Consider the following 20,402-nt stretch of genomic DNA (forward strand, 5'->3'; position numbering starts at 1 on the left):
AGTTAGACCCATGCGCGTCCTTCTCTTGGCCTTGGGCCTTGCACTCGTCATTGCGACGGCGGTTTGGTGGTTCTGGCTGCGTCCGCGCGTCCCGGATGCCGAGACCGTAAGCGCAGCCTATGCCACCCCGCTTCCGCCGCCCGCCGAGGCGCTTCGGGTGTTTCACCTAGGCCATTCGTTGGTGGGGCCGGACATTCCGTTCATGCTGCAACAGCTCGCACAGGCGGCGGGGTTTGAGGATCACGCCTATGCCAGCCAGGTCGGATGGGGGACGCCATTGCGCACCCATTGGGACCCCGAGATCGAGATCATGGGGCTTGAAACGGTGCGGGATCAAGGCGACTGGGCGGATGCGCGCGAGGCGGTCGGCTCGGGCGCCTATGACGCGGTGGTGTTGACCGAGATGGTCGAGATCAAGGACGCCATCCGGTACCATGACAGCACCACCTATTTCGGGCGCTGGGCCGACCTTGCCCGCGAAGCCGGCCCAGAGGTCCGGGTCTACCTCTATGAAACATGGCATTGGGTCGATGACCCGGCGGGATGGACGAACCGTCTGGAAGGTGACCGCGCGCCTTATTGGGAGAACGCCATCTTGCTGCCCGATCTTGCCCGCCACCCTGAGCGACCGGCCCACATGATTCCGGCCGGAACGGTCATGGCCCGGCTGATGGCAGAGATCGAGGCCCGCGGCGGGGTCGATGGCATCCCCGGCCCCGAGGCGCTGTTCGGCGTCGATGACCAAGGACGCCCGGACAAGATCCACCTTGGCGACCTTGGAAAGTATCTTGTCGCGCTGACCCATTTCGCGGTTCTCTACCAGCGCTCGCCCGTGGGCCTGCCCTATCGCCTGACCCGTGCGGATGGCAGCCCCGCCGACCCACCGACACCCGAGGCCGCGCGCCTGATGCAGGAGGTGGTGTGGGAAACCGTCACCTCGGACCCGATGACAGGGGTTGCACAATGAGCTGGCTTGCGACCATCACCGGTATCTTCTTTATCGGGCACAGCCTGTTCGGGCCGACCAATCCGCAGATGATGGCGCAGGTTCTGGCTGATCGCGGCGTGACGGTCGAGGCGCAGATCATCAACGGCGCGCCACTGAGCTGGCAATGGGAGCACGGCGCCGATGCCGAGGGTACGAATGCGCGTACAACTCTGCCGACCGGGCGGTTCGACACGGTGATCCTGACGGAGGCGGTACCGTTGCACAACCACATCGCCCATAGCGGTACTGCGGAAAATGCCAAGCGGTACTATGACCTTGCCGTGCGGGCGAACCCTCGGGCACGGGTGTTCCTGCAGGAGGTCTGGCACGACATGCGCTCGGGCAGCGGTGTCGATATTCCGTATGACGATCGCGACGACATACCCTGGCTTGAGCGGATCAAGCAGGATCTCGACACCTGGCACGGCGTTCTGGACAGCGTGAACGCCCAACGCCCCCACGGGGCCGAGCCGATGCGGCTGATCCCGGCGGCCCAGGCCCTTGCCTTGCTGGCCGGCGAGATCCGTGCAGGATCGGTGCCGGGGATCCGGGGCATCGACGCCCTGTTCTCGGACGATATCCATCCCAACGATCTGGGCTTCTACTTTCTGACGATGGTTCAATATGCGACCGTTACGGGCGAGAGCCCCGAGGGGTTGCCCCGACGCCTGCAGGACCGCTGGGGCGGACGATACGCGGCGCCCAACCCCGCACAGGCGCAGGCCTTGCAGCGCATCGCGTGGGCCGCGGTGGACGCTTATCGCGAAACGGCACCCCCGGCCCCGGCACCCGCGGCTGAACAGGCCGCGGCCCAAACGGCGGCAACCAGCACGGACAGCTTCGAGAGCATCGCCACTCGGGCGCAGCCGGGGTTCGATCCCCCGCCCATTCCCGAAGGCCCCGTGCCGCTGGCCATCGGGTTGGCCGGGGTGAATGACTGGTCGGCGCAACAGCCTTTCGTGGACGTGTTCAAGACCGCCCGCGAATGGGTGGGTCACCTGCCCGGCGAATGGGGCGGCGTCTCGCACGCGGAACTGGATCAGGCGGGCTATCTCGACGAAAACGGCTGGCCGCAGGCCATCCCACCCGAGCTTGGCTCGATCGGGACGGTGATCCTGACGGACCTGCCCGAAGACGCTAGCTCGGCCGCCGGTCGTTACGTTCTGAGCTTTGACGGGAAGGGCATCGTCGAGGTGACCGGTCGCGCAAGGAACGTGCGCTATGGAAACCAGCAGGTGTCGTTCGACTTTGCCCCCGGCGATGGATCGGTGGATATTCGAATCCAGCGCACCGATCTTGGCGGCGATTACGTGCGCAACATCCGTGTGATCAAGGAAGAGAACCTTGCCATCTACGAGGCCGGCGCGGTCTTCAACCCGATCTGGATCGACCATGTGATGGGGTTCGATGTCTATCGCTTCATGAACTGGATGCAGACGAACGGCTCGACCCAATCCGAGTGGCGGGACCGGCCCAAGCCCGGAGATTACACCTGGGGCCGCAACGGTGTTCCGGTCGAGGTGATGGTCGAACTTCTCAACCGCACTGGCGCGGACGGGTGGTTCAACATGCCCCACCTTGCAACCGACGAGTACATGCAGCGCTTTGCCGAGATCGTGCGAGATACCCTGTGGGTCGAGCAGAAAGCCTATGTCGAGTATTCGAACGAGGTCTGGAACTGGCAGTTCCCGCAGGCGCAGTGGGCCGAGGAGCAGGCCAAGGCGCGGTGGGAAAAAGAATATACTTGGGTTCAGTACTACGCCAAGCGCGCAGTCGAGATGTCACGGATCTGGACCGAGGTGTTTGGCGCGGCGGCGGATGAACGGTTGGTTCGCGTTGTCGCGACGCAAACCGGCTGGATCGGGCTGGAGGACGCGATATTGCTGGCGCCCGAGTGGGTCGCCGAGGAGAACGGTCGCGCGATCCCGGCCACGCATTTCGACGCCTATGCCGTGACCGGCTATTTCGGCGGCACTCTTGGCTGGGAAGACCGCGCGCCCATGGTCCGTCGATGGTTGGATGACAGCCTCGCAGCCGCGCGTGCAGCTGCCGAGGAACGGGGGCTGACGGGTGCTGCGCGGGACACATTCGTTCAGGCGCATCGCTATGATCTGGCGTCTGCACAGGCCTGGGCCGAAATCCGCGACGGTGCCGTCTCGGGCGATCCGGCGGACACGTTGCTGGCCAGTTTCGAGACGTTGTTCCCCCATCACGCCGAGGTCGCCGAACGCCATGGTCTGGACCTGATCATGTACGAAGGCGGCACGCATGTGACGGCCTCTGCCGTTCTGGTCGATGACGTGGAACTGATGGAGTTCTTTCACCATCTCAACTACAGCGCCGAGATGGGGGAGCTTTACCGCGAGATGATCGCGGGCTGGCATGCGGCAGGTGGCAAGCTGTTCAATGCCTTTCTCGACGTCTACCGCCCGAACAAATGGGGAAGCTGGGGGCATCTGCGGCACTTGTCAGATGACAATCCGCGCTGGGATGCGCTGATCGGATACCGGTGAGGGTCCGCTTTCTGCTCAATCGCTCGATGATGCGCTTGCTGCCGCGTGGAAGTATCCGGCAAGCTTCGTCGCCTCTGTGTCGATATCATGCCGGGCGCGCACCCGTTCGCGCCCGGCCTCACCCATTGTCAGCAGTGTTTCGCGGGGTGTCGCCGCGGCGCTTGCAATGACCTCGGCCAGAGCATCGGCATCGCCTGCCGGAACAAGCCAGCCGGTTTTACCCTGCTGCACAAGCTCGGGTGTCCCGGCGATGTAGGTTGCAATCACCGGACGGGCGGCGGCCATCGCCTCCATCACGACCATGGGGAGCCCTTCGGCAAAGCTGGGCATGACGAGCGCATTTGCGGCATCAAGTTGCGCGCGCACACCCTCCTGGTCGAGCCATCCGGTGAGGGTCACCATGCCCCGCAACCCGTGAGAGTCGATCGCGCGCTCGAGGTCGGGCCGCATTTCGCCGTCACCGACCAGCGCAAGGTGCAGTTCGGGCAAGCGGTCGCGAAGTCGGGCCAAGGCTTCGATCAGGATCATTTGACCTTTCTGCTCGACGAAGCGTCCAATGGAGACAAGGCGAAGAGGGCTGGTGGGCGGATCCTGTGGCGCATCAAAGGCGGCGGGTTCCACACCGCAATGCACCACCTTCAGCTTGTCCCAATTGTCGAAGGACGCCCATCTGCGCAGCTGGCTGCGCCCGAACTCGCTGACGCCGACCGCAAACGCGGCGCGATCAATCTTGTCGTTCAGCGACAGGGCGCGCGGGGCATCGAACTCTTCTGGTCCGTGCACGGTAAAGGAATATGTCGGCCCCCCCAGCGCATGCGCCAGCATTGCGACGGCCGTGGAGTTGGTGCCGAAATGGGCATGAAGGTGTTGAACCCCCTCTTCGGTGCAACGCCGGGCGACCCGTGCAGCCTCGGCCAGGTAGATGAGGTGACGGACCCGACCCACCTCGGAGCGGGTGCCGCATCGCCATGCCAACGCGGCAGCACGCCAGAACCGTGGCGAGAGCGCGTGCGGAACAAGCCCGGCCAAGAGGCGCAATGCCCTCTGATCCAGTACGTATTCGACGCGCTCCGCCTCGTCCCTGTCGCGACTATCGACCAGATCCGTATCGGGACGCCGCATGGCAAGCCGCGTGATCGTGAATCCCTGCCGCTCCAGCGCCTGCATCTCACGCCGGATAAAGCTGTGCGAAGGCAGAGGATAGGTATTGAGGATATAGGCGAGTTTCACCAGCAAGGCCTTGTTTCACGGAGCGGTCGGTCCAGAGGTAACGCGCACGGGGTGACGAGGAAAGGCGGACGCTTGGCGAGGGGCCATTGCCCTTGGTTTTGTGTACCCTGCGCCACAACGAAACAGGCGACGGGGCTGGCCGATTGACCCTTGTAGCCGCGCTGCCTAGCCTGCCCCTCGGACGGCGGGGCGTCCGGCCTGAGACCAGTGATGAACCGAATCCTTTCCGCATTTCAAGGTAGCAGCCTGATGTCGCGCGTGCTGCGCAGCGCGTCATGGGTAATGCTGGGCTATGGGCTGAGCCAGGCGCTGCGCCTTGCCTCGAACCTCGTGCTGACAAGGCTTCTGTTTCCCGAGGCCTTTGGCATGATGACCCTTGTGGGACTGGTCGTCGTCGGTATGCAATTGTTCTCGGATATCGGGATCGGCACATCGATCATTCAGAACAAGCGCGGCGACGAGCCCGATTTTCTTGATACGGCATGGACCTTGCAGGTGCTGCGCGGCTTCATCCTGTACGGGCTTGCATGTGCCGTGGCGGGACCTGTCGCGAGTTTCTACGGAGAGCCCGAGCTGGCGCGATATCTGCCGATTGCGGCGCTCGCCCTGCTTTTGGCGGGTTTCAATCCGACCCGGATGGAGACCGCCAACCGGCACCTGATGATCGGGCGGCTGATCGTGCTGGACCTTTCAGCGCAGGTCATCGGCGTCATTTTCATGATTGGCGCGGCGATCATTCTGCAATCGGTGATGGCACTGGTCCTCGGCGGGGTCGTGCAGGCCGCGGCAAAGCTTGCGCTGATGCATTTCCTGTTGCCCGGACATCGAAATCGGCCGCGCTGGGAATCGGCGGCAGCAAAGGAGCTGATCCGCTTCGGCAAGTGGATCTTTCTGAGTACCGGGATGACCTTTCTGCTCAGCCAAGGCGACCGCGCGATCCTGGGTAAGTTTCTCAGCCTTGAAGTGCTTGGCCTGTACAATATCGGCTTCTTTCTCGGGAACTTCCCGATGATGCTGGGGCATGCGGTATTTCAACGCGTGATGATCCCCGTTTACCGCGACCGCCCCGACCAAGACAAAGGGGGTGCGTACCTGCGCAAGATGCGCCTTCTGCGGGCGGGTCTAACCGTTGGAACGGCCGGCCTGTTACTGATCATGGCGCTGGTGGGACCGGCCCTGGTCGGAGTGCTTTACGACGACCGCTACCTCATGTCCGGGCCGATGGTTGCGCTGATCGCCACCGCGTTCCTGCCGCAGGCGATTTTCATGACATATGACGCCGGCGCCTTGGCGGCGGGCGACGGGCGCAGCTTCTTTGTGACCATCATGCTGCGCGCGACGGGCCAGGCGCTGGCAATTCTGGCGGGCGTAAAGATGTTCGGCCTTGTCGGCGGCATCATGGGGATCGCCATCGCGGCGCTTGCCACCTATCCCGCGATCATCTGGGTCGCGCGCAAGCACAATGTCTGGGATCCGCGTCACGATGTACTGGCAGGTTCGGCCGCCTTGGCTGGCGCTGCACTGGTGCTGAGCATACATGGCGAGAAGATCTCGGCGCTGCTAGCGTTCTGAGGAGTCAGCCGGCGGCAGGTTTGTCGAGCGCGTCCCTGCGCCTCCGGCGGGAAAAGATCCAGCGTCGCCGCGGTCGGGTATCAAGGATCGGCACGGTCACCACCGGCGCTATGCCCAGTTCGCTTTCCATCTGGGTCGCGGATCGAATGACACCGCTGCGCAGATCCAGCAGGAAGGCCAGCGCAACCGCAAAGAAGAAACTTGCCGCGCCGCCCAACACGGCTTTTTTCTTGCGGCTCTCGGTCACCGGATAATCCGGTATGACCGCCTCTTCGATGACCATGAGGCGCTCGGACTGGCGTTCAGCTTCGAGGCGGAACCCAAGCTCGGCCTCGAGACGGTTGGCATGGATGCGGTCCAGCTCGGCCCGGAGCTGTTCGAGTTCGCGCTCATAGGCGCCAAGCTGCCGTTCAAGCTGCGGGCTGGTCGAAATCAGCGCTTCAATCTCGCGCTTGTAATCCTCCAGCAAGGCCTCCTGAGCGTCGAGGACAGACAATTGTTCGCGGTACTCGCCCCTGAGGCGTTCGGCGGTCGCGGGACGCTCGTCGCGCCCGGCCTTGTCTATGGCGCGTTCCAATTCGATCCGTTCGCGGGCGATGGTCAGAAGCTCGGAGTTGATGCTGCTGATTTCTTCCCGGCGCACTTCCAGACTGCTGGGCAGGACGAGATTGTTGTTGCGCCGGAAATCGGTGATTTCATCCTCGACGCTCGCGATCTCGGTCAGGAGCGACTGTTCCTGTGCATCGAAAAAGGCAAGCGTTTCACGCGCGTTCTCGATGCGGTTCTGCTTGCTCAGTTCCACCGTGCGCTGGCCGAACTCATGTGCGATCTGCTGGGCAAGCAGAGCGGTCGGCATGCGTGCCGTGATTGTCAGGACGGAGATGGTTCCGTCATCGGCCATGCCGTCGCGCGCAGCCGCAACCCCGTCGATGCGGACGGATTGACGGAACCGGGCGACCTTTTCCTGCGTGGTCAGCGCCGGCAAATTCGCATAAAGGCCGTATTTTTCCATGGTCTCGAGAACCGAGTCCCGCGTCATCAGCCGATGCTGGATCGCCTGAAGCCGTCGGGCAGAGGACCCTTCGACCGTTGTCCGGGCAAGGTTGTCGGCGATCCGCGGCTGGGCGATCTGGATCACTTCGGAAGCTTCGTACTCGTGCTGTTGGCTCAACGCCCAAAACAAGGACAGCATGCAGCCGATAAGACTGACCAATACGATCAGCAACGCACGTCGGCGCAACATGTGCAGGAAATCATCCAGTGATGCCAGTGAGCCCATAACTCGCTTTTCCGATTGGCGGGCGGATATCGCCCGGATTGCTTCGCACCCCGGTCGTCGAGCGCGACCGGAGCACAGAAGCATATCATGTCGACAAAACTAAGGCACGTCCCGCAGGAGGGGAGGTGAAATCACGCCGATTTCAGGCCGCCTTTGCCCGCCCCCTGTTGAGAACGATCCCGAGAAGCGGTGCCGCGTCACCGATCACCTTCTCGCAGGCGCGGATCTCTTCGCCTGTCGTACGTGTCGCATCGGCAACCAGAAGCACCGCATCCACATTCGGCAGGAAGGCCTGCAGATCGTCCGAACGAAGTACCGCAGGCAGATCGTAAAGAACAACGTCAGGAGACAGTTCGTCGATCATCTCGTCCAGTACGATCTCGGACGCGGGAGCCTGCAGGAGTTCCGACGCGTCCCGCACGGGTTCACCGGCGAGCCCCAGAGCAAGGGTATCGCTGCAACGGACAAGGTGTTCGTCGGCGCCGATATGGCCTTTGAGAAATTCTCGGGTACGGGCAGGGATATCCGTCAGGCCAAGCAGTGGCGCAATGCCCGGGTCGCGCAAGTTGAGATCGACCAGCAACGTACGGCTGTCGGGCACGCGCGCAAGGCTGAGCGCAAGGTTGACCGCGGTAAAGGTTGCTCCGCTGCCTGCGGTCGGGGCCGCGACGGCCACACGGCGCCAGCCGCGCGACTTGAGCGCGTGCAGTAGACGGGTGCGCAACAAATCGAACGCCTTCGCGGCAGGGTCTTCGCGGAAAAAACTGACAAGAGGCGACCGGGCAAGCAGGTGCTTGCGCATCCCCAGGGAGACGACCGGCAGCCGGTCCCAGGTGGCAGGCCGGGTCGCGGGCAACTGGATCTTTTCTGGCTGATCGTCGGTCATGTGCCGAATGTCCTGCGTTTCGATTGCAGGTTCGGCCCGCTTTTCTTCGGGCGCACGGGGTGCCAATAGATCGCGACGCGATTCCGCCTCCAGCGCCGCGCGGCGCCGGAACGGACGCTGAACCTTGGTCGAATTCTCCGGACTCTCCGGTTTCTTCATCTGCACGGTATGCCCAATACTCGGGACGAGGGTCGTGTCATGATAAGCCATATTGTCGCTCCAGACCTGCCTATTACGCTGATGCCGAAAGCTCGGCTGTCAATAGCCTGTCTGCCGAAGCACGACACCGACTGTTTGCACCAGAATGGACAGGTCCGTCCCCAAGTTGAGTTTATGCAGGTACTCCGCATCTACCTCGGCGCGGTAACCGAACCCTTTCTCGTTGCGTGCCGACACCTGCCAAAGCCCCGTGATTCCCGGTCGCAGACTGAAATAGGTTTCCGGCGTTCTGTAGAGCGGCAGCTGCTGCGGCAGCATCGGACGCGGCCCCACGATACTCATTTCCCCGGTCAACACGTTCCAAAGCTGCGGCAGCTCGTCGAGCGAGGTCTTCCGCAGGAAGTCTCCGACAGGTGTGATCCTGGGATCATTCTTGAGTTTTTGCGTGCTTTCCCATTCGGCGCGCAGAACGGGATCCTCGCGCAGGATTCGCTCCAGCGTTTCGTCGGCATTGGTGATCATCGTGCGCAGCTTGTAGATCGAGAACCTGCGTCCACCGCGGCCAAGGCGGGGCTGGGTGTAGAACGGGCGCCCGCCTTCAAGGTAAAGGGCAAGAGCGCAGAGCAGGATGATCGGCAGCGCTACTGGCAGCGACAGAATGACGAACAGAATGTCCAGCACCCGCTTGACGAAGCCGGAATAGAAGCCGCTGCTTGCCATTGTATCGGCAGCGTCTTCCCCTAAATACGGCAGTGTATTCCTCTCCGGTACCACGGCGACTTGCTCGTATTGCCAGTGCGACAGATGCAGCAGGCCGGAAAATGCGTGAGGCGTAGCCGGACGTACCAGCTTGGGCGTTTGGTCCTTCATGTCATCCCCCCCGGGACAAAACCATCCGACAGCACCGAAAGCAGCGACGGTGCAGCAGATCGAACTCGACTATTCAGGCGAGAGACTTTGTCCCTCGGCCTGTGGTGACATGCCCAGGGCGGCCCCACATCGCACCCCGAACTGCGGCAGGATCAAGGCTTAACGGCGCCAAGTTTCTGCCACGTTTGAACGTACCACTGGCCGGACCAATTTTAAGGAATACCGCGTGAACAGACTGTTTCCATTTCGGAACGCCCTATTTGGCGGGTATTCTTAGAAAATCGTCCTCAACAATCACCCCTTGCCAGGCAGCATTGTTTCTGGTTCTCCCAACGCTCCCACGTGGAATCACCTCGCGACGTCCAACATGAGACTTACACGAAAATCGCAGCAATTGCGGCAAAAAAATGGCGAAAACATTGGGTTACGAAACGTAACCTCTCCTCAGGGTTGCGCGACAGGGCCTGTTTTGACGAAATCACACCTTTGAATACGTATGCCCTGCAGAATACGAGCGACAAGCTTTGTCCGCTCACCCCTCGCCTTGCCAGAAATGTTCTTTTGACTTGCTGAAAGAAGTGCCGTCAGATGGCCGCAACGAGCTGAAGAGGTGATGTCATGGCCCTGTCCCTACAGGTAATCTATCCGATCGAAGACGGTACCCGCTTCGATCATGCCTATTACGCCAATACGCATATGCCGCTGGTGGGTGAGCATATGGGCGCGCACATAGACAAGGTTCTGGTGACCAAGGGGCTGGCTGGAGGTCCGGACCAACCGCCCGCAACCTATGCGATTGCGACCATGGTTTTTGCCGACAAGGCCGCGATGGATGCCGCAATGGCCAAGGCGGGACCGGTAATGGCGGATATTCCGAATTTCACCGATACACGCCCTCAGATCCTTATCGGTGAAGTGATCGGCTGAACCCTACAGTTCGGCCTGCAACTGACCAAGCACTTGGCGGCACCCCAGTGCAGCCTCCTGCCGTCGGCCGTTTTCGATAAAGCCCAGCACACGGGCAAGGGCCTGGGCGTTATTCAGCGGATCCAGCATGGAGTGGCGAGCACCGGAACGCCGCCTGACCGAGAAGTAGCGCACCTCGCGGTCGACTGACCCGAAACTGTATTTGTAGGGCTCGTTGCCGTGGCAGAAATCATAGACATTGTAGCCCTGCGCTATCGACCAGCGGATCGACTGGGAATGCAGGAGCAGGCCGACATGATTTCCTGAAACGGTTTCATCCCGCCCGGCAAGGATGAAGTGGACACGTTTGTGGAGCGGGTCGAGAATGTGCCCCAGACCGCCGATGACGCGGCCGCCGTCACGTAGAACAGGCAGGTAGAGCAGACCTTGCCGATCGGCTGCGGCGAGGATCTTCATGTAGTTGCCGGCAACGCGTTTCGCGGTCTCGGGCCCTTTGACCGGGGCCCATTTGCGCATCCACAGCTTGAGGGTCGCCGCAAGATCGGATTTCAGCATGGCGCCTTTAGATTGCTCCACCCGCAACGTTCCGCTGTCGAGGTAGCGCCGTGTAAAGCGACGAATCTTCTGGCGGGTGTTTTTGCCGGGTCCCTCGCCAAGCCAGGTTTCGTAGTCATCTGGCAGATCGACATACGGGCAAAGCAGGTTGTTCGTCTGCCCCTTGTTGATGTGATAGTCACGAAACCCTGTCCGAAACGTGTCCTCGGGAAACGCGCGCAGGAACAGATCGGCCCGGCGCGCCGACGCCTCGTAACGCAGGGTCAGGTCATGCCACGGCAGATCCTGAAGCGCCTCGGCGAAGACTGTCATCGCGACGTCTTCCCAATCCGGGTCGCACAGGAAACCGGTATACTCACTCCAAAGGAACAGCCCCCCGGCCGCCAGCTCGGTCTGGAATTCGGCGCGCGACTTGCTCCACCGTACTTTGGTTCGCAATGGAAAAGTGGCGATCAACCGGTCGGCAGCGAAGATCGCGATAACCATCCATTGGCCTGGATTTTCGCGAAACCCCTGCGCCAGCCAGTCCCAGGACAGAAAGACAGTGCCTTCGGGATCGCGGGCCTCGAGCGCCTGCCAATCGTCGCGCAAACGCTGAAACGCGTCGAACCGGTCGATCCGCGCAACCCGGATGCCCAGGTCTGCGTCGGGCGGAGTCAGAAGCGGCGCGCCGTCCATCACGCGCTCTCCCGCGCGTCGTCTTCGCGCATGATCTCGAGAAAGGCGGTCATCGCCCTGTCGAATCCGCGGGTAAGCGGCGCGGTCAGGCGCGATTGCGCCGAGAAGTAGCGCCCCACCCTGCAGATCTGAGCGGCGAATTCCGGATGCACACCGGCATCGTCATACTTCCGCACCCGTTCCCGCGTAAGCCATCCGCGACGCCGGGCCTCGCGTTCGATCAGCTTGAGGCGCTGAACGGCGTGAAAGGTCGTGTAGAGCGCGAGGTAGTCCAGATAGTCGGCAATATCGTAGCCGCAACCGGAATCGAAACTGTCGATCATGATGTCGACCATGTCTTCGGGCGCGATCGGCCAGGATTCATCGCCGATGAGCCAAGCGAAATCCTCTGCCCCGTGTCGCAGACCGGAATATTCGAAATCGAACCAGCGAAGCGTTCCGTCCCGACCAAGCGCGGCGTTGCCGGAGCGGCAGTCCCACTTGACGAATTGCCTGCACGGTACGCGCAGTGCTTCGGCCGCTGCGTTCCGGTCGAACCGCGCAGGGATTGGCCCGCCGAACGGTTCAAGCACCGAAACGCTTGCGACCAGGTTCAGCACCCAATCCGGATTTGCCCCGAGATGGGGCATGACCTTGTTGAGTTCCGTCTGTCGGGCGGCCGAATGTATCCGGAAGATTGCCGAAACAGCCTCGGCGGCAAGATGCATTCGGCCTGCCCCTCCATGCGCCACGATCTCTTCGTTCAGGCGCCTGGAGCCGACATCGGATTGAAACAGGATATCGCCCGCCACCCCTAGTGGTTCAGGTACATCGTCACATTCGGCCGAAAGTTTTTCGAGGACGTAAGCCTCAAGATGAGTTCGACGAAAATTGGGCCGCAAGGTCGCGATCACGTCGCGGTCATGGAAGTGCAGGCGAAAACTGGAACGCCCCTCTCCGCCCGGCGCCGACACGTGATCGACCGTGGCCCCGAAATGGGCCTCGGCAGCGGCGATGATGCGTGTCTTGCGATCTGAAACCGTTTCCTTGGCCACGCCCAGTCCTCTTGTCTTGCTGCGGTTAAGGCCGCCCGTTCAGCGGACCATGTCCCATAGATATGGTGTGTCGTCAGCGATTAGCACAAAGTCTCGATTCGCTCCGAGCACTCGGCGAATTTCCGCGCCGAGGGGCCAATTTCGGCAGCCAATCCACTGATTTGGGCGGCCATTGTTTCCCGTTTGCGGGGTTAACTCCATTGAATCCGCCTCAAATGCGCCACGAATTTGCCGGGTTTCCTTAACGTTCCTACGCTTTCCCGATTGCAGCCGCTGCCTCTGTCGAGGTGACCGGACGATCTGCACCAAGGGGCATGGAGAAACGATCCGCAACAAGCGAGAGGGGGAAAGATCATGAGATACGGAAACTGGAGCTGGTTCGGAGGACGGGATTGGGGCGGTCAGTCGAACAGCTGGGCCCATGGTAAGCAGAGCTGGTATCACCAGTCCCAAGATGACGACGATGACGGCCAAGGAACAAAGGGCTCGGGCGGAACCAAGGGATCCGGCGGCACCAAGGGTTGGGACGACGGCAAGGGCACAAAGGGCTCGGGCGGGACCAAGGGATCCGGTGGTACCAAGGGCTGGGACGACGGCAAGGGCACAAAGGGCTCGGGCGGAACCAAGGGATCCGGCGGCACCAAGGGTTGGGACGACGGCAAGGGCACAAAGGGCTCGGGCGGAACCAAGGGATCCGGTGGTACCAAGGGCTGGGACGACGGCAAGGGCACAAAGGGCTCGGGCGGAACCAAGGGATCCGGCGGCACCAAGGGTTGGGACGACGGCAAGGGCACAAAGGGCTCGGGCGGAACCAAGGGATCCGGCGGCACCAAGGGTTGGGACGACGGCAAATGTGACGATCCCAAGCAGGATCCGAAAGACGACCCAAAGGACGACGGAACCACTCCTGACAAGACCACGGTGACTTTCCTCGTGGGATCGGACTTGCAGGTTCAGGTCGAGGTTTCTGCCCTGGAAAGCGGAGAGTTGTTCTTTCGGTTGGCGCCCGAGACATGGGACAAGCCGGTCGGAGACATCGACGGTTTCTTTTTCAACATGACCGACGACGCAGAAGTGTCCAAACTTAACTTCTTCCCCGACGTGAATGCCGGGAATGTGACCAATCACCAGGCGGATGCCAACAACGTCAATGCGCTTGCGAACGGTTTTACGACCGATAGTAATTTCGATGTGGCTTACCAGTTCGGTACGGTTCCGGACTCGACCGAGGGGTTCGTTCACGACGTGGGCTTCACCATCTGGTCGGATGACGGCCCGCTTTCCCTGTCCGATATTGACCTGGATACCATCAGCGTTGCGGTAAACACCGACGGGCCTGACGCACAATTGCTGACACCAGCCGATGCAGTCAATGCCTCTGCCAGCGGATCGGACACCTACCACAATGGCGGCGTAGAGGGCGATGCCTTCGCCGATTGGTACGACAAGGTTCTCGGCGGGTGTTTCGACGACCAGAAGGGTGGAGAGGATGACGACGATCTGAAGTCCGATCCGAAGGACGACCCAAAGGATGATCCCAAAGGCTATGGCTCGGGCGGAAGCAAAGGCTCGGGTGGCACCAAAGGTTGGGATGATCCGAAAGACGATCCCAAAGGCTACGGGTCCGGCGGAAGCAAAGGCTCGGGTGGCACCAAGGGTTGGGATGACCTGAAGGACGATCCCAAAGGCTACGGGTCCGGCGGAAGCAAGGGCTCGGGCGGCACCAAGGGTTGGGATGACCTGAAGGACGATCCCAAAGGCTACGGGTCCGGCGGAAGCAAGGGCTCGGGCGGCACCAAGGGTTGGGATGATCCGAAAGACGATCCCAAAGGCTACGGGTCAGACGGCACGAACGGCTCTGACGGCACAAAAGGCTGGGGCGGCACAAAGGGCGCCATGGACCTTGCCAAGATTTTCGGCCTGCCCACTTACGATGGAGATCCAAAATCTGATGGAGAGACGGGCGGAACCAAGGGATCGGGCGGCACAGATGGCTTGCCGAAATTCAAGGACATCCTTGCGCTGATGACCAAGCCTTGTGACGACGACGATCCCAAGGACGACCCCAAGATCGACGACCCGAAAGACGACGATCTGGACGATTGTTTCTGATCGACTTGACGAAACGCAAACCAATCAAGGGCCGGCCAGCGCCGGCCCTTGATCATGTCAGGCCTTTCGGCGAATGCCGATGTTTTGTCCAATCTGTTGGGGTTTTGGCAAGCCAGCGTGGTCGGCAACCATCCGGGCCATCCTTTCCTGTGCCCAATCCGGGTAGGCGGCCGAACGCCCGGTCTCGTGGCTGACATTCATGAAAAGCGCTTCCTGCGTGGCACAGAGCGCATCATCCACGCCCGAAAACATCTCGCCAAAGTAGTGACCCCGCTTGGCGTCGCGATCGAGAAGCCGGTAAAGGAAATAGAACGGTTCGCCCTCTTTGACTTCGCGCAGGAACTGCATGTGCGATTGCAGGACATACGGCCCTTGCTCCGCCTCTGCGACAAAGGCCGCGCCGATACCCAGATGGTCGTCCATCACCACGTCCAGCGCCCGGTCAAAGGCCACACCGTAGAACCCCACATTCATATGCCCGTTATAGTCGATCCATTCTGGCAGCACGGTGAATCCTGTTACCTTGATCGGCGCTTCATAAGGTCCGTCATGTCCCCCGGTTGGCTTGTCGGTCATGTTTTCTCCATCATGATTTGGCGCGGTGAACCCGGATACCGCGCATGATCCAGCTGCGCGTGTCCGCCGGATCGATCACTGCATCGATCTCTCCCAGCGAAGCGACGTTCAGCGCGCCGCCCTGGGCGTAGGCCTCGGCCACGAGGCGATCATAGAGCGCCTGCCGGGCATCGGCGTCGGGTTCAGCCTCCAGCTCCTTTTTGTAGCCCAGCTGCACTCCGCCTTCGAGCCCCATGGCGCCGAACTCGCCCGTCGGCCACGACAGCGTAAAGGTCGGACGGGCGAAGCTGCCGCCGGCCATCGCCTGTGCGCCGATGCCGTATCCTTTGCGCAGGCAGAAGAACAGGATCGGCGGCCTGAACACGGCTCCAGCCGAGAGGAAATCGCAGGCGGCGGCAACCCCGCCCTGACGCTCGCTGTCCGGCCCGACCATGAACCCCGGTGTGTCGCAGAGAGAAACGAGCGGCAGACCGAAGCGATCCGCGAGGCGCATGAAACGAGCGCCCTTAGCCGAGGCCTGGGCATCGAGCGCGCCGCCAAGATGATGTGGATTGTTGGCCATCACGGCCACCGGATGCCCCTCGACGCGCGCAAAACCGGTGACAATACCCGGCGCATGTGCCGCACCGGTTTCGAGGAAGGAGGCAGTGTCAAAAAGCGCCTTGATCGCATCGCGCATCGGATAGGATCGCTGCCGGTTTTCAGGCACCACATGACGAAGGTGGCGCGGGTTCGCGGCCGACCAGGCCTCGGCCACCCCCTGGAAATAGGACAAGGCCCTGCGCGCCGTTTTGACCGCCTCCTGATCGCTGTCACACAGGATATCGACCAGCCCTTGTTCCGCCTGCATGGTCGCCGGGCCGATCTCGCGCGGGTCAAAAGTGCCAAGACCGCCCGCTTCGATCATCGCGGGGCCGCCAAGACCGATCCAGCTGTCGCGCGCGGCAATGCGCAGATCACCAGCGCCGAACAGGGCCGCGTTTCCGGCAAAGCAGAAACCCGAATTCACCGTGATCTTGGGCCCTCGCCCCCGCAACCCGGCAAAGGTCGCGAATGTCTCGATATCGAGCGCGCAATGCACGAGCCCGGACAGGTCATCATCATTAGGACGACCGCCGCCACCCTCGGTCAGAAAAATCGTGGGCAAACCAAGGTCATGAGCTTTTTCCAGAAGCCTGTCGGTTTTTTTGTGACCCTTCATGCCCTGTGTGCCCGCCATGACCGTAGCATCATAGGCGAGGATCGCCGTCTGTGCGCGTTCCTCTCCGAACACGGGCCGGTTGACGCTGCCGATCCCGGTAATAATACCGTCGGCGGGTGTTTCACGGACCAGCCGCTCCACCCCCAGCTTGCGACGCTGCGCGGCAAGGACCAGTTGGCCGTATTCGTGGAAGTCTCCGCCCTCGCACAGCACTTCGATAAGCTCGCGCGTGGTTCTTTGTCCGCGTTTCTTGCGCCGCTCGATAGCTGCGGGGCGCGCAGCGTCGAGCGTTTGTGACAGCCGGTCTTGCAACGCCGCGAGGTCGGCACGGATTGTTTCAGGATCCGGCCGGGTGTCTTCCGTTTCGGCCCCCTCGCCTGTCTCCTCCGGTTCGTATGTCAGGAGCGTTCCACCCTCGGCAACCAACTCTCCGACCGCAGCGGTCAGGCCGATCACACGACCGGCCTGTTCGGCGGTCACGACATGCTCCATCTTCATCGCCTCGACGAGGGCTAGTTCCTGCCCCGCGTGGAAAACCTCATCCACGGACACCAGCACGGCCTTGAGTTGGCCTTGCATGGGCGAGGTGACGCGGCCGCGTGTCTCGCCGTCGTGAGTGGCAGAGCGTCCTTCGTCTGGCAGTTCGAGATCGGGCAACACGGCATCTATCAGGCCGGTAGTCACATCCCATGCGCCAAGCGCGGGATGCCGCGCCAGGGCAAGCAGAAGCGGCAGGTTCGTCGTAATCCCGTCGATACTGGTTTCCGCGAGGGATTGGCCAAGCCGAACCAGCAGACGCGCCGGATCGGCCCGAGGCTCATGAAGGATGATTTTGGCGAGCAGCGGGTCGAACCCGGGATGCAACTCGTAACCCGCATAGCCATGCGTTTCGATCCGAACGCCGCGGCCCGCCGGGCATTGGAACCCGGATATCGTGCCGCTGGCCGGCGTGATCGACTGGCGAGTCACCCGTTCGGCGTTGACACGGGCCTGAACCGCGATGCCGCGCGGCACGGGTGGGTCGATGAGAGAGGGGTCGATCTGCGACAGCCGCTCTCCGGCTGCGAGGCGCAGTTGAAGCTCGACAAGGTCGAAACCGGTGATTTCCTCTGTTACGGTATGTTCGACCTGCAGGCGCGGGTTGACCTCGATGAAGGCGATCCGATCCTTGGAAACGAGGAATTCGGCCGTCGCTAGCCCCCTAAGCGAGCAAGTGCGCCCGAGCGCGAGGGCCGCCTCGATGATGTTGGCGCGCTTATCCGCGTCGAGACCAGGCGCGGGTGCGAATTCCAGCAGTTTTTGATTGCGCCGCTGGAGTGAACAATCACGCTCCCACAAATGCGTGACGTCGATGCCATCGCCTAGGAGTTGCACCTCGACATGACGTGCCGCTTCGAACAGTTCTTCGGCAAAGAGCGCTCCGCCGCCCAGCGCGTCGGCCTCGGCGCTGCATGCGGCGAAGGCCCGGGGCAGTTCCGAGCGGTCCTGTACGCGCCGCATGCCACGTCCGCCTCCGCCACTGGCGGATTTGAGCATGATTGGGCCTTGTATCGCGTCCATGAAAACATCGGGCCCGTCAAGATCCGTCAAGGCGCCGGTTGCACGCAGAACCGGAACACCGGCACGCTCGGCCAATGCGCGCGCCGAGAGCTTGTCGCCCAGCGCCTGAAGAAGGTCGGCACCGGGTCCGACCAAGGCAAGCCCGGCCTCGGCACAGGCCTTGGCAAAGTCGGCATCCTCGCTGAGAAACCCGTAACCCGGATGGATCGCATCGCATCCCTCGGCACGGGCCGCGTCAATGATGGCAGCACCATCCAGGTATCCCCTAGGCCCCTGCCCCGGTAGCAAAACGGCACGATCGGCGGACCGGACATGCAGACAGTTGGCGTCGTCGCGGGTGTGAACCGCGACCGTCCTGATACCTAGCGCTGCGGCGCTGCGGGCAACACGGATCGCGACCTCGCCGCGATTGGCGATCAAGAGATTTTGGAACATGAGCCCTCCCAAGCCAATCAAAGTCGCAAGCGCGTTCGCGATCCAGCCCTACGCGCCTGCTCGACGCAGGGTCAGATCGCGGTACGCTTGCCCCCGAAGGATGGTTGGGTCCTCATTCCTTGACGATACGGTTTGCAAGCGTTCCGATCCGTTCGATCTGCAGCTCGAACCTGTCCCCGGGCGCCAATCGCTTGCCGATCTCAAGCCCGCAGCCCGTTCCCACGGTGCCCGAGCCGATCACCTCACCCGGATAGAGCGTCTCGGAGGCTGAGATATGCGCAAGGATGGCACCAAAGTCGTGCTGCATGGATCGGGAATTGCCACCGCCCCAACGTTCGCCGTTCACCCTCGCCTCCATGTCCAGCGCGACGGGGTGAGAGACCTCGTCAGATGTCAGGATAAAGGGACCAAGGATGTTGCCGGTATCGAAATCCTTACCCTTGGCTGGGCCGAGTTGTCCGGGCATTTCAGCCATCTGGGCGTCGCGCGCGGACACGTCGTTCAGGATCGTGTAGCCGAAAATGTGATCGGCGGCCTCCTCGGGGCGGATGTTCTTGCCTTTCTTTCCGATCACGATGGCAAGCTCCAGCTCGATATCCAGGAACTCCGCGTAGTCGGGCCAGATCACATCCTGCCCGTGACCGATGAAGCTCAGACGGTTTCCCTTGTAGTAGATGGGTTGGCGATACCAGACCTTGGGAATGTCGAACGGGCGGCCTGTCATCTTCTCAGCCTGTGCAAAGCTGTTTTTCAGGTGCTCTTCGAAGACCAGGCAATCGCGGTACTGAACCGGCAGAAGCGGCGGGCAGAAGGTGACCTCTTCGCTCAGCAGGATGCAGCGATCTTCGGCCGCATCGACAAGAAAACGCGCCAGCGAAAGCGCCTCGTCGCCCCCATAGATCACTGACATCATGTCGACGAACATGGCACAGTCCGCCCCGTTCACTTCGGCGGCGAGGTGAAGGTCGAGCAGGCGGTTGTCATCCAGCGCGGCAACGACCAGCTCGCGACCCTCGAAAGCTACGGTTCCCAGGCGCATGGCGTCACTCCTCGAATATGGCCACGGCACGGGTAAATCCGGCCGAGGCGCCTTTGATCTTGTAGGGGAAACAGGAAATCGTGAAACCGGTAGGCGGAAGCGCTTCAAGCTGCGACAGCTTCTCCATATGGCAATACCCGATCTCCATCGAGGCGCGATGCCCTTCCCAGATGATGGACGGGTCATGGTCCTTGGCATATTGCTGCGCCGTCAGGGCAAAAGGCGCATCCCAGCTCCAGGCGTCGGTGCCGGTGACGCGCACGCCACGCTCGAGCAAGTAAAGCGTGGCCTCGCGCCCCATCCCGCACCCCTTCATAAGATAGTCGGGTTTCCCGTAATGATCCCCGGCGGAGGTGTTGACGACAACGATATCCAGCGGCTGGATCTCGTGTCCGATACGGTTCAATTCCGCTTCGACATCCGCGGCAGACACGACATAGCCATCGTCGAAATGGCGGAAATCGAGTTTCACGCCCGGATTGAAACACCAATCGAGGGGGACTTCGTCGATGGTAATCGCCCGCTCGCCATTGTTCATTGTCGAATGGTGGTGGTAGGGCGCGTCGAGATGCGTGCCGTTATGGGTGGCGATGCTGAGCCTTTCGACGGCCCAGCCCTCTCCTCCCGGAAGATCCTCTTTCTTGAGTCCGGGAAAGAACGCCATGACCTGCTCGGCGGTTTGCTCGTGTGTCATGTACTCGATTTCCGGCAACATGATGGGAGGGTCCGAAACGATACCGGTTTCAAGCGGTACGGACAGATCAACGAAGCGGCGCGACATTTGGGTC

The 20,402-nt window shown here is 61.8% G+C and carries 15 protein-coding genes; 5 read left to right on the forward strand and 10 right to left on the reverse strand.

What is annotated here, in order from left to right:
* Window positions 1–10 precede the first annotated feature (10 nt).
* On the forward strand, window positions 11–967 hold the full coding sequence (locus ACFORG_RS11140; RefSeq protein ID WP_386735520.1) for a hypothetical protein: 957 nt from the start codon (window positions 11–13) through the stop codon (window positions 965–967).
* Window positions 964–3,501, forward strand: a complete 2,538-nt coding sequence (locus ACFORG_RS11145) for a hypothetical protein (protein ID WP_386735521.1) — start codon at window positions 964–966, stop codon at window positions 3,499–3,501. Before ACFORG_RS11140 ends, ACFORG_RS11145 begins: the two co-directional genes overlap by 4 nt.
* Before the next feature lie 15 nt (window positions 3,502–3,516).
* Here ACFORG_RS11145 and ACFORG_RS11150 read toward each other — a convergent pair whose 3' ends face one another.
* Window positions 3,517–4,731 (reverse strand): glycosyltransferase, encoded by a 1,215-nt coding sequence (locus ACFORG_RS11150; RefSeq protein WP_386735522.1) that lies wholly within the window; start codon window positions 4,729–4,731, stop codon window positions 3,517–3,519.
* Between the two features lie 210 nt (window positions 4,732–4,941).
* Between ACFORG_RS11150 and ACFORG_RS11155 the strand changes: the two genes are divergently transcribed.
* A complete protein-coding gene (locus ACFORG_RS11155; protein ID WP_386735523.1) occupies window positions 4,942–6,303 on the forward strand; it encodes an oligosaccharide flippase family protein in 1,362 nt (453 codons plus the stop codon).
* A gap of 4 nt (window positions 6,304–6,307) precedes the next feature.
* Here the strand turns inward: ACFORG_RS11155 and ACFORG_RS11160 are convergent, their stop codons facing one another.
* The 3 genes from ACFORG_RS11160 to ACFORG_RS11170 all read right to left on the reverse strand — a co-directional run bounded on the left by ACFORG_RS11160 (window position 6,308) and on the right by ACFORG_RS11170 (window position 9,497).
* The gene (locus tag ACFORG_RS11160) at window positions 6,308–7,582 is read right to left on the reverse strand and encodes a DUF874 domain-containing protein (RefSeq protein WP_386735525.1); all 1,275 of its coding nucleotides are present in this window, start codon (window positions 7,580–7,582) and stop codon (window positions 6,308–6,310) included.
* A gap of 142 nt (window positions 7,583–7,724) precedes the next feature.
* Window positions 7,725–8,678, reverse strand: a complete 954-nt coding sequence (locus ACFORG_RS11165) for a CpsD/CapB family tyrosine-protein kinase (RefSeq protein WP_386735526.1) — start codon at window positions 8,676–8,678, stop codon at window positions 7,725–7,727.
* Window positions 8,679–8,726: 48 nt separating this feature from the next.
* Window positions 8,727–9,497: a sugar transferase gene (locus ACFORG_RS11170; RefSeq protein ID WP_386735527.1), complete on the reverse strand. Its 771-nt coding sequence runs from the start codon at window positions 9,495–9,497 to the stop codon at window positions 8,727–8,729.
* A 618-nt stretch (window positions 9,498–10,115) separates the two neighbouring features.
* On the opposite strand from ACFORG_RS11170, the gene ACFORG_RS11175 reads away from it, so the two are divergent.
* Window positions 10,116–10,424, forward strand: a complete 309-nt coding sequence (locus ACFORG_RS11175; RefSeq protein ID WP_386735528.1) for an EthD family reductase — start codon at window positions 10,116–10,118, stop codon at window positions 10,422–10,424.
* Between the two features lie 3 nt (window positions 10,425–10,427).
* On the opposite strand, the gene ACFORG_RS11180 is transcribed toward ACFORG_RS11175, so the two are convergent.
* Both ACFORG_RS11180 and ACFORG_RS11185 read right to left on the reverse strand, forming a co-directional pair.
* Window positions 10,428–11,657 carry a GNAT family N-acetyltransferase gene (locus tag ACFORG_RS11180; protein ID WP_386735529.1) on the reverse strand — a complete coding sequence of 410 codons (1,230 nt, stop codon included), beginning with the start codon at window positions 11,655–11,657 and terminating at the stop codon, window positions 10,428–10,430.
* The gene (locus ACFORG_RS11185) at window positions 11,657–12,691 is read right to left on the reverse strand and encodes a hypothetical protein (RefSeq protein WP_386735531.1); all 1,035 of its coding nucleotides are present in this window, start codon (window positions 12,689–12,691) and stop codon (window positions 11,657–11,659) included. Before ACFORG_RS11185 ends, ACFORG_RS11180 begins: the two co-directional genes overlap by 1 nt.
* A gap of 354 nt (window positions 12,692–13,045) precedes the next feature.
* Between ACFORG_RS11185 and ACFORG_RS11190 the strand changes: the two genes are divergently transcribed.
* A complete protein-coding gene (locus ACFORG_RS11190; protein ID WP_386735532.1) occupies window positions 13,046–14,803 on the forward strand; it encodes a hypothetical protein in 1,758 nt (585 codons plus the stop codon).
* Between the two features lie 57 nt (window positions 14,804–14,860).
* Here the strand turns inward: ACFORG_RS11190 and ACFORG_RS11195 are convergent, their stop codons facing one another.
* The 4 genes from ACFORG_RS11195 to ACFORG_RS11210 all read right to left on the reverse strand — a co-directional run bounded on the left by ACFORG_RS11195 (window position 14,861) and on the right by ACFORG_RS11210 (window position 20,395).
* On the reverse strand, window positions 14,861–15,379 hold the full coding sequence (locus ACFORG_RS11195) for a thioesterase family protein (RefSeq protein WP_386735533.1): 519 nt from the start codon (window positions 15,377–15,379) through the stop codon (window positions 14,861–14,863).
* Window positions 15,380–15,389: 10 nt separating this feature from the next.
* Entirely contained in the window at window positions 15,390–18,575 is a 3,186-nt protein-coding gene (locus tag ACFORG_RS11200) for an acetyl-CoA carboxylase family protein (RefSeq protein WP_386735534.1), read from the reverse strand.
* A gap of 112 nt (window positions 18,576–18,687) precedes the next feature.
* The gene (locus tag ACFORG_RS11205; protein ID WP_386735535.1) at window positions 18,688–19,614 is read right to left on the reverse strand and encodes a fumarylacetoacetate hydrolase family protein; all 927 of its coding nucleotides are present in this window, start codon (window positions 19,612–19,614) and stop codon (window positions 18,688–18,690) included.
* A gap of 4 nt (window positions 19,615–19,618) precedes the next feature.
* Window positions 19,619–20,395: a cyclase family protein gene (locus tag ACFORG_RS11210; protein ID WP_386735536.1), complete on the reverse strand. Its 777-nt coding sequence runs from the start codon at window positions 20,393–20,395 to the stop codon at window positions 19,619–19,621.
* Window positions 20,396–20,402: the final 7 nt, after the last annotated feature.

It is taken from the genome of Lutimaribacter marinistellae, assembly GCF_042648365.1.
Taxonomy (GTDB): Bacteria; Pseudomonadota; Alphaproteobacteria; order Rhodobacterales; family Rhodobacteraceae; genus Lutimaribacter_A; species Lutimaribacter_A marinistellae.